Source organism: Microcoleus sp. CAWBG640, from assembly GCF_020883015.1.
Lineage (GTDB): Bacteria > Cyanobacteriota > Cyanobacteriia > Cyanobacteriales > Microcoleaceae > Microcoleus > Microcoleus anatoxicus.
In genome coordinates this window covers 155,635-171,074 of the sequence record NZ_JAHRFC010000004.1, presented here as the reverse complement: position 1 = coordinate 171,074, position 15,440 = coordinate 155,635, and the positions used below count along the sequence as shown (strand labels likewise).

At 45.8% G+C, this 15,440-nt stretch carries 18 protein-coding genes; 7 read left to right on the top strand and 11 right to left on the bottom strand.

Features of this window, described 5'->3' with window-relative positions:
* The first annotated feature begins 69 nt into the window (after positions 1-69).
* A complete protein-coding gene (locus AAFP11_RS03870; protein WP_341735831.1) occupies positions 70-306 on the top strand; it encodes a DUF4160 domain-containing protein in 237 nt (78 codons plus the stop codon).
* Positions 287-595 carry a DUF2442 domain-containing protein gene (locus AAFP11_RS03865; protein ID WP_341731400.1) on the top strand — a complete coding sequence of 103 codons (309 nt, stop codon included), beginning with the start codon at positions 287-289 and terminating at the stop codon, positions 593-595. Before AAFP11_RS03870 ends, AAFP11_RS03865 begins: the two co-directional genes overlap by 20 nt.
* Positions 596-750: 155 nt before the next feature.
* Here AAFP11_RS03865 and AAFP11_RS03860 read toward each other — a convergent pair whose 3' ends face one another.
* From AAFP11_RS03860 to AAFP11_RS03825, 8 genes are all read right to left on the bottom strand, one after another.
* Complete coding sequence (locus AAFP11_RS03860) at positions 751-1,701, bottom strand: F0F1 ATP synthase subunit gamma (protein WP_341735830.1); 951 nt, start codon at positions 1,699-1,701, stop codon at positions 751-753.
* 345 nt (positions 1,702-2,046) lie between these two features.
* Complete coding sequence (gene atpA / locus AAFP11_RS03855; RefSeq protein ID WP_341735829.1) at positions 2,047-3,567, bottom strand: F0F1 ATP synthase subunit alpha; 1,521 nt, start codon at positions 3,565-3,567, stop codon at positions 2,047-2,049.
* Positions 3,568-3,699: 132 nt separating this feature from the next.
* On the bottom strand, positions 3,700-4,245 hold the full coding sequence (atpH, locus tag AAFP11_RS03850; RefSeq protein WP_341735828.1) for an ATP synthase F1 subunit delta: 546 nt from the start codon (positions 4,243-4,245) through the stop codon (positions 3,700-3,702).
* Positions 4,246-4,248: 3 nt separating this feature from the next.
* Positions 4,249-4,776: a F0F1 ATP synthase subunit B gene (locus AAFP11_RS03845; RefSeq protein ID WP_341735827.1), complete on the bottom strand. Its 528-nt coding sequence runs from the start codon at positions 4,774-4,776 to the stop codon at positions 4,249-4,251.
* An 87-nt stretch (positions 4,777-4,863) separates the two neighbouring features.
* Positions 4,864-5,349, bottom strand: coding sequence for a F0F1 ATP synthase subunit B' (locus AAFP11_RS03840; protein WP_236506807.1), 486 nt, complete (start codon positions 5,347-5,349; stop codon positions 4,864-4,866).
* 102 nt (positions 5,350-5,451) lie between these two features.
* Complete coding sequence (atpE, locus tag AAFP11_RS03835; RefSeq protein WP_236506806.1) at positions 5,452-5,697, bottom strand: ATP synthase F0 subunit C; 246 nt, start codon at positions 5,695-5,697, stop codon at positions 5,452-5,454.
* Between the two features lie 128 nt (positions 5,698-5,825).
* Entirely contained in the window at positions 5,826-6,584 is a 759-nt protein-coding gene (atpB, locus tag AAFP11_RS03830; RefSeq protein ID WP_341735826.1) for a F0F1 ATP synthase subunit A, read from the bottom strand.
* 50 nt (positions 6,585-6,634) lie between these two features.
* On the bottom strand, positions 6,635-7,087 hold the full coding sequence (locus AAFP11_RS03825; RefSeq protein ID WP_341735825.1) for an ATP synthase subunit I: 453 nt from the start codon (positions 7,085-7,087) through the stop codon (positions 6,635-6,637).
* Between the two features lie 335 nt (positions 7,088-7,422).
* Here AAFP11_RS03825 and AAFP11_RS03820 point away from each other — a divergent pair, with 335 nt between their 5' ends.
* The gene (locus AAFP11_RS03820; protein WP_341735824.1) at positions 7,423-8,517 is read left to right on the top strand and encodes a S1 family peptidase; all 1,095 of its coding nucleotides are present in this window, start codon (positions 7,423-7,425) and stop codon (positions 8,515-8,517) included.
* 89 nt (positions 8,518-8,606) lie between these two features.
* Here the strand turns inward: AAFP11_RS03820 and AAFP11_RS03815 are convergent, their stop codons facing one another.
* Positions 8,607-9,059: a nitrate reductase associated protein gene (locus tag AAFP11_RS03815; protein WP_341735823.1), complete on the bottom strand. Its 453-nt coding sequence runs from the start codon at positions 9,057-9,059 to the stop codon at positions 8,607-8,609.
* A gap of 158 nt (positions 9,060-9,217) precedes the next feature.
* Here AAFP11_RS03815 and moaA point away from each other — a divergent pair, with 158 nt between their 5' ends.
* The 3 genes from moaA to AAFP11_RS03800 all read left to right on the top strand — a co-directional run bounded on the left by moaA (position 9,218) and on the right by AAFP11_RS03800 (position 10,939).
* Entirely contained in the window at positions 9,218-10,207 is a 990-nt protein-coding gene (moaA, locus tag AAFP11_RS03810) for a GTP 3',8-cyclase MoaA (protein WP_341735822.1), read from the top strand.
* Between the two features lie 88 nt (positions 10,208-10,295).
* The gene (locus tag AAFP11_RS03805; RefSeq protein ID WP_341735821.1) at positions 10,296-10,646 is read left to right on the top strand and encodes a type II toxin-antitoxin system RelE/ParE family toxin; all 351 of its coding nucleotides are present in this window, start codon (positions 10,296-10,298) and stop codon (positions 10,644-10,646) included.
* Positions 10,643-10,939, top strand: a complete 297-nt coding sequence (locus AAFP11_RS03800; protein ID WP_242717105.1) for an XRE family transcriptional regulator — start codon at positions 10,643-10,645, stop codon at positions 10,937-10,939. Before AAFP11_RS03805 ends, AAFP11_RS03800 begins: the two co-directional genes overlap by 4 nt.
* Positions 10,940-10,965: 26 nt before the next feature.
* Here AAFP11_RS03800 and AAFP11_RS03795 read toward each other — a convergent pair whose 3' ends face one another.
* Together AAFP11_RS03795 and AAFP11_RS03790 are read right to left on the bottom strand one after the other, a co-directional pair.
* The gene (locus AAFP11_RS03795; protein ID WP_341735820.1) at positions 10,966-11,565 is read right to left on the bottom strand and encodes a Uma2 family endonuclease; all 600 of its coding nucleotides are present in this window, start codon (positions 11,563-11,565) and stop codon (positions 10,966-10,968) included.
* 154 nt (positions 11,566-11,719) lie between these two features.
* A complete protein-coding gene (locus AAFP11_RS03790; RefSeq protein ID WP_341735819.1) occupies positions 11,720-11,944 on the bottom strand; it encodes a DUF433 domain-containing protein in 225 nt (74 codons plus the stop codon).
* 732 nt (positions 11,945-12,676) lie between these two features.
* Between AAFP11_RS03790 and AAFP11_RS03785 the strand changes: the two genes are divergently transcribed.
* Positions 12,677-15,322 (top strand): tetratricopeptide repeat protein, encoded by a 2,646-nt coding sequence (locus AAFP11_RS03785; protein ID WP_341735818.1) that lies wholly within the window; start codon positions 12,677-12,679, stop codon positions 15,320-15,322.
* Positions 15,323-15,440 lie beyond the last annotated feature (118 nt).

The following is a 15,440-nucleotide window of genomic DNA, read 5'->3' as shown; positions in this document are numbered from 1 at the left end:
ACTATATCAGAGATGAAAGCTCGTGCATCGGTTAAAATAGAGAAGTAATTTTGCCATCAATAAGCCTGAATGCCTACGTTACTCCGCGTCGGCCCATACCGTTTCTTTTGCTATGCGGGCGATCGGGATGAACCACCACACGTTCACGTTGAGCGCGATCGAGAAGAAGCTAAGTTTTGGCTTAGTCCGGTTCGCCTTCAAAATAACAAGGGCTTCAGCCGTACAGAAATCAATAACCTTCAAAAAATTGTTGAAGAAAATCAAGAGCAGTTGCTAGCAGGTTGGAATGACTTCTTTAATGGTTGAATTGTTAGAAATCCCGAAAGCGCAACAGGTAGTTCTTACAGATGATGCGCTGACAGTCGATCTATCCGATGGTCGTACTATTTCTGTTCCTTTAGCTTGGTATCCTCGGCTATTGCATGGTACACCGATCGAGCGCAATAATTGGCGATTTATTGGTGAAAATCAGGGAATCCACTGGCCTGATATTGACGAAGATATTAGCGTCAAAAATATCATTCTCGGTAAACCATCTGGAGAAAGTCAGAAATCATTTCAGCGGTGGTTAGAAGAACGTGGGAACACAGTCTAATTTAAATATCCTTCTTATTCTTAGTCCGCGCAGGCGGACTTCGTGTGTGTAGCAGCGGTTTCAACCGCCGAATCAACCGCCGAATTATCTCAAAAAAAAAGCGCCTGAGTTCCCCCAGACGCCTAGCATAAAATCAACAAATTGTCAACCCCAACCTAACCATTCAAAGCCTCAGCACCGCCGCAAACTTCCAGGATTTCCTGAGTAATTGCCGCTTGCCGCGCCTTGTTATAAGTCAGCGTCAAACTACCAATCAAATCGCTAGCATTCTCACTAGCATTGTTCATCGCCGTCATCCGCGCAGCCAACTCACTCGCAGCAGACTCTTGCAAAGCCCGCAGCAATTGGTTGTTCAAATACAAGGGCAAAAGAGCATCCAAAATTTGCGCTGGATCTTGCTCGAAAATCATGTCGCGTGGCAAACTCTTTGTAGGTGCTGCAACCTTATCTCGCGAGACTTTAAACTCTCCACCTTGCGATGTCAAGCGGAAGATTTCATCATCAGGAGTTTCCAAGCCTTGTGGGTCGAGAGGTAGCAAGGTTTGAATCACTGGACGAGAACTAATTAACGACACAAACTTGGTGTAAATTAACTCAATTCTGTCCACAGTTCCTGATAAGAATAGCGACAACAATTCGTCAGCAATCATCGCTGCTTCCGGTGCTGTTGGAATTTGTTCCAAGTTAGTGTAAGTCGCATCAATGGGCTGTTCCCGGCGCTGGAAATACTGAGTAGCTTTCCGTCCTACCAACACAAATTTGTACTCTACGCCTTCGGCTTTCAGTTCTTTGGCACGATTTTCGGCGTATTTGATGATGTTTCCGTTGTAGCCACCGCACAAACCCCGATCGCCCGAAACGACCAAAAGTCCCACAGTCTTAACTTCGCGTTTCTTCAACAGCGGCAAATCCAGGTTTTCAAACTGCAACCGTTCCGCCAAACCGTACAATACTTCTGCGAGGCGATCGGCAAAAGGCCGAGTTGCAGTTACCTGTTCTTGAGCGCGGCGCACCTTTGCAGCAGCCACCAAGCGCATTGCTTCTGTAATCTTTTTAGTGTTCTTGACCGACTTAATGCGATCGCGAATAGTTTTCAGATTTGCCATAATTTTCTCCTTTTTCCTTAGCTTTTATTTCTGAGTTCTTAGTTCCCAGCCATCAGTTTTTAAATTTAGCTACGGTAGAGACATGGCATAGCCGATTTGTATCAACTGTGAGACTGAAACCTTCTGCCTCTCTCGTTTGTCTCGAAGTCTCGATCCCCCTAAATCCCCCTTAAGAAGGGGGACTTTGAGTGCTTCTAGTTTCTCCTTTCTTAAAGGGGACTTTGAATGCTTCTAGTCTCCCTCTTAAAAAGGGGAACTTTCACGCTCTTGTCCCCCCCTTGTTAAGGGGGGCTAGGGGGGATCTGCGACTTAACTAATGACCAATGACTGATGACTAATGACTAATTACGCAGCAGCCAAGAAGCTTTGCTTGAATTCAGTGATACCTTCCTTCAACAACTTTTCAGCTTCATCAGTCAAGGCCTTAGCACCACCTTGAACAATTTCGCCGTACTTCGGCTTGCTAGTCCGCAAATAATCACGCAAACCAACAGTAAACTTGCTGACCTGATCTACTGGAATTTCATCCATGTAGCCATTAATCCCAGCATAGATAATCGCAACTTGTTCGTTCATCGGCAGAGGAGAACTTTGTGCCTGTTTCAACAGTTCGCGCAACCGTTGACCACGGGCCAATTGGTTTTGAGTAGCTTTATCCAAGTCAGAAGCAAACTGAGAAAATGCTGCCAATTCTTCAAACTGTGCCAATTCCAATTTCACCTTACCGGCTACTTTTTTCATCGCCTTAGTTTGAGCCGCAGAACCTACCCGTGATACCGAAATACCAGGGTTTACTGCTGGACGCAAACCAGCGTTGAACAAGTCGGAAGAAAGGAAGATTTGACCGTCAGTAATCGAAATTACGTTGGTAGGAATGTAAGCAGAAACGTCACCAGCTTGAGTTTCGATAATTGGCAAAGCAGTCATGCTACCTTCGCCCAAATCATCGCTCAATTTAGCAGCACGTTCTAGCAAGCGAGAGTGCAGATAAAACACGTCTCCTGGGTATGCTTCGCGACCTGGAGGACGGCGTAGCAACAGGGACATTTGGCGGTAAGCTTGTGCTTGCTTGGAAAGGTCATCATAGATAACCAAAGTGTGCTTGCCTTTGTACATGAAATACTCGGCTAAGCTGGCGCCTGTATAAGGAGCCAAATATTGCAGTGTGGCAGGGTCACTAGCGTTGGCTGCGACTACGATTGTGTAGTCCATTGCGCCTTTTTCTTGCAGCACGTTGACAATGTTAGCTACTGTAGAAGCTTTTTGTCCGATCGCCACATAAACGCAAATTACGTTCTCAGATTTTTGGTTGATAATCGTGTCGATCGCGATCGCAGTCTTACCAGTTTGTCTGTCACCAATAATCAGTTCCCGTTGTCCTCTACCAACTGGAATCATCGCATCAATAGCGGTAATCCCTGTTTGCATCGGTTCATAAACAGAACGGCGAGCAACAATCCCCGGTGCCGGAGATTCAATCAAGCGAGTTTCAGTAGTTTTAATTTCTCCTTTGCCGTCAATCGGACGGGCCAAAGCATCAACTACCCGTCCCAACATGGCTTCTCCCACGGGGACTTCAGCAATTCTGCCAGTAGCAATAACTGCCGAACCTTCTTCAATTCCCAAACCTTGGCCCATCAGCACTGCGCCGACGTTATCTTCTTCCAAGTTCAGTGCAATACCAACGGTGCCGTCGGCAAATTCTAGCAATTCACCGGACATCGCTTTATCCAAGCCATAAATCCGCGCAATGCCGTCGCCTACTTGCAAAACAGTACCGACGTTAGATGTTTTAACATCTTGGTCATACTGCTCAATTTGCTGGCGAATAATGTTACTAATTTCGTCTGGTCTGATTGCTGCCATGTCAGTTGTTATGTGTCAGTTGTCAGTTGTTAATTGTCAGTTGTCAGTCGATGTTTCCGGTCAGAAAGCCTTGTACCCTGAGCGAAGTCGAAGGGCCTTGTACCCTGAGCGAAGTCGAAGGGTCTTCTTCTATCAAGAAGCCAAGCGAATTCCCAGACGGCGTAATTGTCCTCGCAGGCTGGCATCAATCACTTGAGAGCCTACTTTAATCACGACACCGCCGATTAAATCTGCGTCAATTTTGGTTTCAATTTCCACTTGCCGCGCACTCGTCATCGCCTGCACTTTCTCGCGAACAGTTTGCCGTTGAGCATCTGAAAGCGGTACAGCCGAAGTAACTTCAGCCAATACAGTTTGGTTGAGTTCTCGGAGTTGGGTCAAGTATTGTTTGCCAATGCCTTCTAAAAAAAGAATCCTTCCTTTGTCTATTAACAGGCTCAAAAAGCTTCGCATCAAGGGGTTCATATCTTCCCCTGCTATTTGCTTAATCACAGCTTTTTTAGCATCTGGTTTAATCAGAGGATTGCCTAAAAATTGACGCAAATCCTCAGAACTTTCTAACAGACCCAGCAAAGAACGAATCTCAGTGCCGAACTCCTCTGAAAGATTGTTAGACTTAGCCAATGACATCAAAGCGGATGCGTAAGGCTGCAAAACTTGTGTGTTGACTTTACTCACGTTTTAGCCTCCCAGTAACGCAATGCTGCGATCGATTAATTGGTGTTGAGCGTTTTCGTCCAAGCTAGTTTTTAGCTGGCTTTCCACCTTTCCTAATGCCATAGATACAACAGCCGATCGCAGTTGGGCGATCGCTCTTTCCCGCTCCGATTCCAACTCTTGACCTGCTGTTGCTTTCATGCGTTCAACGTCCTGCGCCGCTTGAGCTAGAATTGCTTCTTTAGCCTTCTTCGCAGTTTCCTCAGAAGCAGTACGAATTCGTTCCGCTTCTGCTTGTGCTTGAGTCAATTTTTGCTGTTGCTCTGCTAGAGCTGCTGCGGCATCTTTTTGGCGTTTTTCTGCTTCGAGAATCGCCTCTTGGATGCCCGTGCGCCGCTCATTCAGGATGTTTCCCAAAAAGCCGCGCCCGAAATAAAACAGCACTGCAATAATAATGACCAGGTTAATCAGATTGGTTTCTAAAATATCAAAATTGAAACCGAAACCACCTTCCCGGCTAGCTTCTGTGGCTAGCAATAAAACAGTCCCCATGATAGTCTTCCATAATTGCGCGTGCAGGTTGGCTGAACCAATTTTAGATTTTAGATTGAGTCCAAAATCTAAAACTATTCAATTTCACTATTTGACCAGCTCCGGCCCTAATAGCTTCTCTAGAATTTGGCGGCTCAGGGAGTCCACTTCTTGTTCTAGCGATCGCATTGCATCTTGCTTTTGCTGCTCAATCTCTTGTCCTGCTTTTTCTCGCGCGACTTGAGCTTCTTTTTGAGCCTCAGCTACTTTCGCCGAAGCACTTTTTTGAGCTTCTGCTTGAGCAACAGCAATCACCTTTTGAGATTCCCTACGAGTATCTCCCAGTTTTTGCTCATACTCCTGCGCTAGTTGCTGAGCTTTAGCCAAGCGTTCTTTCGCTGCAACTTGAGTGTTACGAATGTAATCTGCCCGTTCCTCAATAGACTTGGTGAGCGGCTTGTAAAAAATTACATTCAAGACTGCGACTAAAATCAAAAACTGCACCGCCATCAGAGGCAGAGTAGCATCAATATCAAAAAGTCCGCCTTCTTTTGCTGCTTCTTCAACTGCTAGTAATACTGTCCAGTGCATCATGTTTTTTTGACGGCTCCCACCTAATTCGATCTGAGATTTTCGACTTTGGATTTTGGAATCTAATTACCATCCAAAATCCAAAATCGATCGGACCCCAAATTATTATGCGAAGGGGTTGGCAAACAATAGCACTAGGGCTACGACCAAACCGTAAATTGTCAGCGCTTCCATGAACGCCAAACTCAACAGCAAGGTGCCACGAATTTTACCTTCTGCTTCAGGCTGACGGGCAATCCCTTCTACAGCACTGGCTGCGGCATTACCTTGACCGATACCAGGTCCGATTGCGGCTAAACCTACTGCCAAAGCGGCGGCAATTACGGAAGCGGCGGCAACTGTTGGGTTCATGATGATTTTCCTTATCTAAAGTACAAAATTGAGAACAGAAATTCTACGAGATTGTCCGATTTCACGACAGAAAGATTAAGTTCAGAAAATTAATTTTTCTTCCCTTATTCTGGGTCGTTTATCGTTAGTTAATGGTGCTCTTCTTCGCCGTGACCGCCCTCTAGAGCTTCACCAATATAGGCTGCTGCTAGGGTAGCAAAAATCAAAGCTTGAATAGCACTTGTAAATAGTCCCAGAACCATTACTGGCAAAGGCACAAATAGAGGCACTAGCAAAACCAACACTCCTACAACCAATTCGTCAGCTAGGATGTTGCCAAACAAACGGAAACTTAGGGAAAGAGGCTTAGTAAAATCTTCTATGATTTTGAACGGCAACATGAAAGGCACCGGTTCTACATAGTGGGCGAAATAGCCCAAGCCACTTTTGCTGAGACCTGCATAAAAATATGCCAGAGAAGTCAGCAGTGCGAATGCGATCGTCGTGTTGATGTCAGCCGTAGGTGCTCCGAGTTCTCCCGATGGCAGCTTAATCAGCTTCCAAGGAATTAGAGCGCCAGACCAGTTTGACACAAAGATGAACAAGAATAATGTACCAACAAATGGTACCCAGGGGCGATATTCTTTTTCCCCAATTTGGTTTTTAGCCAAGTCCCGAATAAATTCCAGCGCATACTCCATTAAATTCTGCATTCCGCTGGGAATTCTTTGGATTTTGCTGCTTCCTAGAAGCGAAACTATGACTAAAACGGCAATTACAAACCACGAGGTTATAAAAACCTGCCCATGCACTTTTAGATTGCCCAGTTGCCAGTACAACTGCTGGCCAACTTCTAATTTTGCAAGGGGGAAACGATTAAAGGTGTTTAGAACGTCAAGCATTGCCATTCAACGGGTTTCCCCAAATCTATGAGTTGAGTATTGCTAGATTGCCTGACCTACCTGTAGTCTGGTGCTAATGCACTTCGCAACACGTAAATCATCAGCGAAAGTTTGTAAGTCAGAAATCCCAAAAATATCGGTAAAATCTGTAGCTGGTCTAACCGAGTTGCTACTATCATCAACCCAATAAGCAGACCGAGCCTTGTCTTACTAATCTTCTGATTTTGGCTACCGATTCGCTCAACGTCTCTAGCCAACATCTTTAAGTAAACCACACCTGTGCTCGCCCCTAGCAAATAATTCAGGGCAATGTTGAGCGAGTAAAAGATCCAAACGGCGATCGTAATTATCGCCGTAAACGCAAGGGTGTAAACCAACAACTCTTGTTGAAGGCGATAGAAGTCTTGCAGGGAATTACCTGTCTCTGACGAGACTGTCGAGACAGTGCCAGTTTGAGGAAGCTCCTCGGTTGCTGGTGCGGGTTGGGTGGGTGTGTTTTGCGTGTTCACGAAGCTCAGAAACTAATGCAGGTAGCAGGCGTGTGCTTTGCAAGCTCAGAAAGATATTACCACGCTCTGGTAACAATACTTAAAATTAAATTTAATAATATTTTTAGGTTTTGGTGTCGAGGGAGTCAGATTTTTTTTTGGATATCGCACAAACTCACACTTGACATCGCTTTTCGCGCACCCTTTTTACCTCACGTAGTCGGTGTACAGTTTGTAGATATTTTACGAATCTATGTAAAGTTTTGTAACAAAATCAAAAATTTTGCATAAAAATTGAGTTGTGAACCAGATAGACAAATAGGAGAACAAATTTAACATCAATCTTGGTGCTTACTGTGAAAACTCAAAACCTAATTACATCAACTGTCACAGCCTTTGTGGCAGCAGCGGGTCTCTGTGGAAGCGCGATCGCCGGAACGATTCGGCACGATCGATCCGACGCCCAGTACAGAAACTTTGCCAACCAAAACCAATTTGCCAGCGTCGGCTTCTTGGAAATGAGATTTTCTGGCAGCACATCCGCCAAACTTTGTTCGGGAACCCTGATCAGTGCCAACTGGGTACTAACAGCAGCCCACTGTTTGGAAAGTGGCCAACAAAGTCTGGCTGGTGCGGGTTTTACGATTGGCGGCCGCAGCATTTCCATAAACAGAGCTCTTCAGCACGCAGGATGGCGGAGCAGCGGGAACGGGGGTGAACGCGTTGACCTGGGTTTGTTCCAGCTCAATGCTTCCGTGTCGAATGTGAATCCGGCAACACTCTACTCAGGTACTAACGAGGATTGGCAAGTCGGAAGCTATGTTGGTTTTGGAAATACAGGTACTGGCTTAACTGGTCAAATTGACAGAACATACAAAACAAAACGAGCCGGACAGAACATGATCGGATTGGGAAATCGATTAGGCTACTCCAATGACATTCTGGTGTCAGATTTCGATGATCCTCGATCAGTCAATCCTTCAGAGCCTTGGACAAACCCTCTAAACTTAGAATATCAGTTAGGGAGCGGCGATAGTGGTGGAGCAATGTTTATCGGCGGACTGCTCGCCGGGGTCAACTCTTTTATTACCAGTCTCGACGGCCGTACAGATGCTGACTACGGCGATATTTCCGCAGCCACTCGCGTGTCGTCCCACAGCAACTGGATTCAGAATGTCATCAGGGGAATAGCTGGAACAGGAATGCTCAATAGCTTACCCAGAACTAGCTCAAACTTTGGCCCAACCACTCTCGCTGAAGTGTTACTCGATCAATCCGAGATTATCGGCGACTTGTCCCAACCACTGGAAATAGTACAGGATACTTGGGACAATTCCGAACCGATAGCGGAACCAGTGCCCGAACCGACAACTGTTGTTGGTGGGTTGCTTTCCTTGGGGGGTTTGATTGTAGCCCGCCGCCGCCGAAAGTTAGCTCAAAAACAAGCTTGAAAATATTAGTAGGTGGACGCAGTTCAAACTAAAATGCGCGCTGTGGTAGAACCTGCTAGAAGCCGGACTTCTTGAAGAAGTCCGGCTTCTCATGCAACGAGGTGAAATTCTCGAACAGCGGGGAGAAAGTTTTTGTTCTCGTGGCTCGATCGACTAAGTTTGATTAAAGCAAATCGCTCGATCGCGCCCAAAGCCCTCCATTGTGCCAAAGTAATAGTCAAGCCGAACTCTTGCGCCTTTGCTGTCACAGATTCTGGTACTGTTGCAGCATCCATCCAGGGCGGATGTTCATCGATCGCTAAATCAGTTCCAGATTGGCCAGTATGTTGAATCAGTATTTGGTTGAGATATTCTCGGTAAGTCGCAATTTCTGCCGTTGTCACGCAAGGAAGCTCGACGAGTGTTTGGCGTTCTGTTTGAGTAAAATGATTCCAATCTTGCAACTTGAGTTTAATTCCACAAGTATCTAACTTGAGGCGTACTTGCATGGGAATGCAGCGGAGGGCTTCTACAAAGTCAGCTTCAAATTTAAAGAATCTCATGGGTATTTAGATTTGCTAACTAGATTTTTTTTCTTAACCGCAGAGAGCGCAGAGAGCGCAGAGTAAGAGAGTTAATAGAGCAGAAATTGAGGTTTCTATCAATAATTGCAGAAAATCAAGTCGGGATTTATAATTAAATAATATTACAAACTATTGACATGAACCCTGTAGACTACCTTCGGATTAGTTTGATAGACCGCTGCAATTTCCGCTGTCTCTATTGTATGCCGGAAGGTAGCGAGTTGGACTATGTTTTGCAGCAGCAGTTGTTAAGTCACTCGGAATTGCTAACTTTGCTGCGGGAGGTTTTCATACCTGTGGGATTTACTAAGTTTCGGTTGACTGGTGGGGAACCGCTGTTGCGGCCTGGTGTGGTGGAGTTGGTTGGGGCGATCGCCTCGATGCCGGAAACGCGAGATTTGTCAATGACAACTAATGGCTTTTTGCTGGCGGGAATGGCCGAAGATCTCTACAATGCTGGTTTGCGCCGGATTAATATTAGTTTGGATTCGCTGGAACCGGAGACTTTTGATCGGATAATTGGTAGTCGGGGTCGATCGCGCTGGATGCAAGTTTGGCAGGGAATTCAAGCGGCTTATGAAGCAGGTTTTGACCCGCTGAAATTAAATGTGGTGGTGATTCCCGGTGTTAACGACGGCGAAATATTGGATTTAGCTGAATTAACTATTAACCGAAATTGGCACGTTCGTTTTATTGAGTTTATGCCGATCGGCAACAGCGATTTATTTGGCGATAAAGGTTGGGTTGCTTCGGCCGATTTGCGGCAACAAATTAACGATAAATACGGTTTGGCTGAGTCGGGAATTCGGGGAAATGGGCCGGCGGATGTGTTTCAAATTCCGGGGGCGAAGGGTACTTTAGGGTTTATTAGTCAGATGTCGGAGTGTTTTTGCGATCGGTGCAATCGGATGCGTTTGTCTGCTGACGGGTGGCTGCGGCCTTGTCTGCTGAACGAAACGGGGCAAATTGACTTGAAAACTGCTCTGCGGAATGGGGTGTCTACGGGCGAATTGCGCGATCGAGTGCAGCAGATATTAGAGATTAAACCGGAGATTAATTTCAAGCAGCGAGATTCGGGAACTACTCAAGGAAATTACAGCCGCACCATGTCTCAAATCGGCGGCTGAACTAACCGACATAGAGCGCTGAAGAAATAAAATACTTAAGGCAATACTTGAGTATAATTGTCACAGTATTCGATTCTCAACAAACTCGATGACCATCAAGCCGATTCGGTGGGTTGGCCCTGCCCGCGAAGAAATCCAATCTCTTCCTGAAGATGCCCGAAAAGAAGCCGGTTTTTCACTTTGGACTCTCCAGCAGGGCATACAACCACCAGACTTTAAACCGATGTCGATCGTAGGTAAAGGCGTTGAAGAAATTCGGATTCGGACAGAAAATGCCTATCGGGTTTTCTATATTGCTAGATTTAACTGGTTCCCAGGCTGTAGCCTGGGAACCGAGATCCAGAGGCTCTGCCTCGCTAGCGGACAAAAACATGAGGCAGAGCCTCAAGGAATGCGTTCCCAGGCTCTAGCCTGGGAACGAGCAAAACCGGAACAATGAGCGAAAATACTATTACCCAAGCAGTCGATAATATCTTTCTAGACCTCGGATTCTCATCTGAAGAAGCTGATAACTTACTAATCCGATCGCAACTAATTCTCGCCCTGACTCATCAGATTAAAGAGCGCGGTTGGACTCTCGATCAAACGGCTCAACATCTCCAACAGTCCAACGATCGAATCAAAGCTCTAACTCAAGGTAAAATAGGGCAGTTTTCCGTTGACAGTCTGATTGCAATGCTCAATAAAGTAGGTATGACTGTCAAAGTCGAAATTTGCCCCAAGGTAGCTTAGGTGAAAATTATGCAATTTGGCGCATTCTACAACTGAAACTCTCCTCCCAAAACTTGTCCAGCCGTTAAATTCAACTGCGGAAATGTTGGAGAAACAAGTGTTTGTTCCCCTTGAAACATCCCAACTTCGACATACTCACCTGATTCTAGTCGTAGTACCGCTACTATCTCCTCTTGAGGGTCAACAATCCAATATTCAGGGATACCCCGCGCTGCATATTGAGCTCGTTTACTAATGTAATCGCGATCGCGCCCAACTCTCCCAGGACTAACAACCTCGACAACCAACTGAGGAGGTGGCATAGTTTGGGTGATGGTTAGCCGGGAGGCTGTCAGCAAGATGTGTTCGGGCTGCAAAACCACCAAATCTGGGTAGCGGTTAGCTGCGTCGCCCTCCCGCAAGATCGGAACTTGGATTTCGCACATATGTGTTCTGATCAGCCTCAGTGGGATGAACCCGCTACTAGCCAGAGTGAATAGTAGATAGTTAGCAATGAAATTGTTGGGGCCCGATTCTGGTGGCAATGTTACTAACTCTCCATCAATTAATTCGTAGCGGTTGTCGGTGTCGTCCTCATAGGTGAGGTACTCTTCAAAGGTGAGTTTTTGTTTGTGGGCTTGTATCATCTTTTACCTTCCAGGATTGCTATTGTTATTAAAATATTTACACATCCGAGAGAAGCGGCGGCCGCAGTGATTTTCATTGAATTAACAAGCTGGGTAGCACTGTTTCAATTATATTATAAGGCTGCATCTGAGAGTTTTTCTTCAAATAGTAGTTTCACAGGGATGCCACAAATAACTTTTTTTCACGATCCGCTGCAAAAGCAAGACAGGCTTTGATATCTGCTAAAGTTAGTTCGGAAAAATCTTCCAAAATTTCTGTTTCCGTCATGCCACCTGCGAGATATTCTAAGATGTCGTAGACGGTGATTCGCATTCCCCGGATACATGGTTTGCCACTGCGTTTTCCCGGTTCAATTGTGATGATGTCGTGGTAGTGCATAAAGCAATATTTAGTAAAACTTTGCCGTTAGATGAATCGACCCTAAAAGATTGACCGTCTCGGCGACTAGCGAATCTTGGATGACCTGCTTGGACAGAGCGATTGCGTTCTCTGTGGTTAACTATAAATCAGGTATTTAACGAACACCATCTCGATCGCTCTTTTTCAACCCTAGAGCCATAATTTATAGCAGATTCGAGATTAATGAAGGATACGTGCGATCGATCTATCGCCACTAGCCTTTCAGGACAGGACCGTGCCCAAAGCGTGTCAACTTAAGCTGTCAGCCCGCCAAGTCTGTTAGTGGGTTCACGAGTCCGACAGGGGTTGAAACCCCTGTCTAATAGCAAAAGTCCTCGCTATGAGGACTAATGAGTTGAAAATTCTTCTCTTCAGTCCTCTTTGAGAGGACTTTCGCTTTGAGACGGGGGTTTCAACCCCCGGCGGACTATCGGTTCTACCTTAAGTTGACACCAATGGACCGTGCCGTTTTCCTACAAACTTGGAATACGCTATATTTGTTACACTACAGGGATAATACCAATTTTTTGTGAGGCTGCTCCCGAATTTGATCCCCCCTAACCCCCCGCGAGTTCGGGGGGGACAAGAGCGCGTTCAAAGTCCCCCTTATTAAGGGGGATTTAGGGGGATCGGAATATGTGCAACGACCCATTAAATTGGTATAAAACTCAACTCCACCTTAACATAAAATTCCCCCAAACAATAACAATTATGCCAATAGATGACGAAGATTTTCAAATCGAAATCAGCGACGATCGCAAACTGCAACTCTTCACAGACAGACACGAATTTACCCGCCGATTTGCCTTTTATTTAAACGAAGACCAGCCCCGCGAACAAATTTTGTATTTTTTCGGCGATGGAGGCAACGGCAAGTCATTGCTCTTAAAACACTTGCAGTATCACTGCTGCAAAAAATTTGCGCCGCAGGTTTGGCAACAATGGGGCGCACTCCCAGAAGCGCAAGCCGCCGAAGTTGCTGATTTCGTCCGCAATGCAGAACCCAAAACCTACACTCCCATCCCCGTAGTCAAACACGATTTCGGATTGATACCGATTAAAGAAGATAAACCGCAAGATAGATTTTACGGCTTGCTGATGCTGCGGCGAAATGTCGCAGCAGTCACAAAGAAATATAAATTTAAATTTCCCAATTATGACTTTGCTTGCTTTTGGTATTTGCTGAACAAAGGCGAGTCAAACGCAACTCTCAGCCAACTTTTCCCAGATGATGTGATGGAATTGTTGACACCTGCAATTGAAACTTTTGCGGAATTTCCGGTGGTGGCGCAAGCTGTGGCGGTGCTGAAAGGGATAGATAAATTGGGCGGGATTAAGCGGGCGATGAAATTAATTCAAAATCGCCTCGGTGTCAGCGATGAAAAGGCGGATGAAATTCGCCGCAAAGATATTGATACTGAATTAATCGACTGTTTGCCGAAATTATTTGCTGGGGATTTGAATGCGGCAATGACTGGTAGAAATAAACCAGAACGCCTCGTGATGCTGTTCGATACTCACGAGAAAATGTGGGATGAAAAACGCAATTCTCAAGGCGCAACTTTTTGGTATCAAGATGAGTGGTTTCGGCGGTTGTTGAGGGCATTGGATTACAAAGCGGGGATTGTAGTTGCTGTGGCGGGGCGAGAGTGTCCGGTGACGCAATTGCGGTGGCCGAATGCGTCGAAGTTTCCGATTCCCGCAGATTATATAGATGCACAATTGGTGTGGCATTTGTCTCCCGCCGATGCTAGGGATTACTTGCACAAAGTGGAGATTGACAAGGCAGATTTGGCTGATGCTGTGATTAAATATGCCAGCGTCAATCCTGATGAGAGTTGGGATAATTTGCAGATACATCCGTTTTATTTGGGTTTGTGCGCGGATGTGGTGCTGGCAGAAAGAAGGCGGGGAATTGAGTTGCTGGCATCGGATTTTGCGCGGATTCCGAAGTTGGAAAATAAGACTGCGGAGTTAACGGATCGGTTGCTTTTGTATGTGGATCGCGAAGTGCGATCGGCGGTGCATTCGCTGAGTGCTTGCCGCGCTTTTGATGAGGATTTGTATGTGAAATTGGGAGTGGGTTGTCACTTCCACGCAAGTAGTGCCAATTTTGAGGTTTTGACGAGTTTTTCCTTTGTGTGGAAATCGGAAAAGCGGGGGGATAATTGGTATCGGATTCACGATTTATTGCGGCGCTTGGATGCCGATCGGGATAATCCGAAAACTCGCAGAGCTCATGAAGTTTTAGAGGGGCATTACCGGGAATTGGGGGATGTGGCTGAGGCAATTTTTCATGCTAATCGCTTGGATTGGCAGCGGGGTGTAGAAGAATGGGAAGAGGTGTTTAATAAAGCTTTGGGAAACAGTCATTATGGGGAATGCAAATCGCTGCTAGGAGTTAGAGAGGAGTTGTGGATTAAAAGTGATTATTCGCTGGGACTGATTTCACGAGCTGAAGGATTTTACTATACTATGTTAGCTCGATATGCAGAAGCAAAACAAGAGTATTTGGAGGCAGTTGCAGCTTACGATCGCGCAGTCATCACAAATCCTGACGATCAAGGCACGCTCAACAACAAAGGGATTGTGCTGCTAAGTCTGGGTCAGTTACAGAGCAATATAGGAGAATTTGAGGCTGCAAAACAGTCTTTATCAGAGGCGATCGCTACCTGTAATTTAACTTTAGTTGTCGCACCGGATGATATCCATGTTCTCAGCAACAAAGGGATGGTGCTGAACTCTCTGGGTAATGTGCAGGCAAGGCTAAGAGAATTTGAGGCAGCAAAACAGTCTTATTCGGAGGCGATTGCCGCCTTGAATTCTGCTTTAGTTATTGTACCGGATAATAACTATGTTCTCAACAGCAAAGGGAATGTGCTACTAAGTCTGGGTCAGTTGCAAGCAAAGCTAAGTGAATTTGAGGCGGCAAAACAGTATTACTTTGATGCGATCGTAGCCTATAGTTCTGCTTTAATTATTGCACCGGATTCTATCGGCGATCTTAACAACAAAGGGCTTGCGCTGTCGGGTTTGGGTGCTTTGCAAGTAAAGCTAAGTGAATTTGAGGCGGCAAAACAGTATTACTTTGATGCGATCTCTACCTACAATTCTGCTTTAGTTATTGCACCGGATGATATCGGTGTTCTCAACAACAAAGGGAATGTGCTACAAAGGCTGGGTGATTTGCAACAACAATTATCCGATCGACAGGAAGCACTCAAAAGTTGGCAAGAAGCGCTCGAAATGTTTGATCGATATTTAGCAATTGCTCCTGACAACGATCGTCTTCGCGATAGTCGCGATTCGCTGCAAGAATCTCTCAATAATTTGGGTGACGATACTGTCAGCAGTTAGCTCGATGCGAAGGAGTAAAGACGCGGCATTCAGGATGAGGATGTGTCGAGTTAACTTACCCCGAAAGTTCACAGGATTTACGCACTCCGACAAAGAAACCGGGTTTTTGGCCGAATCT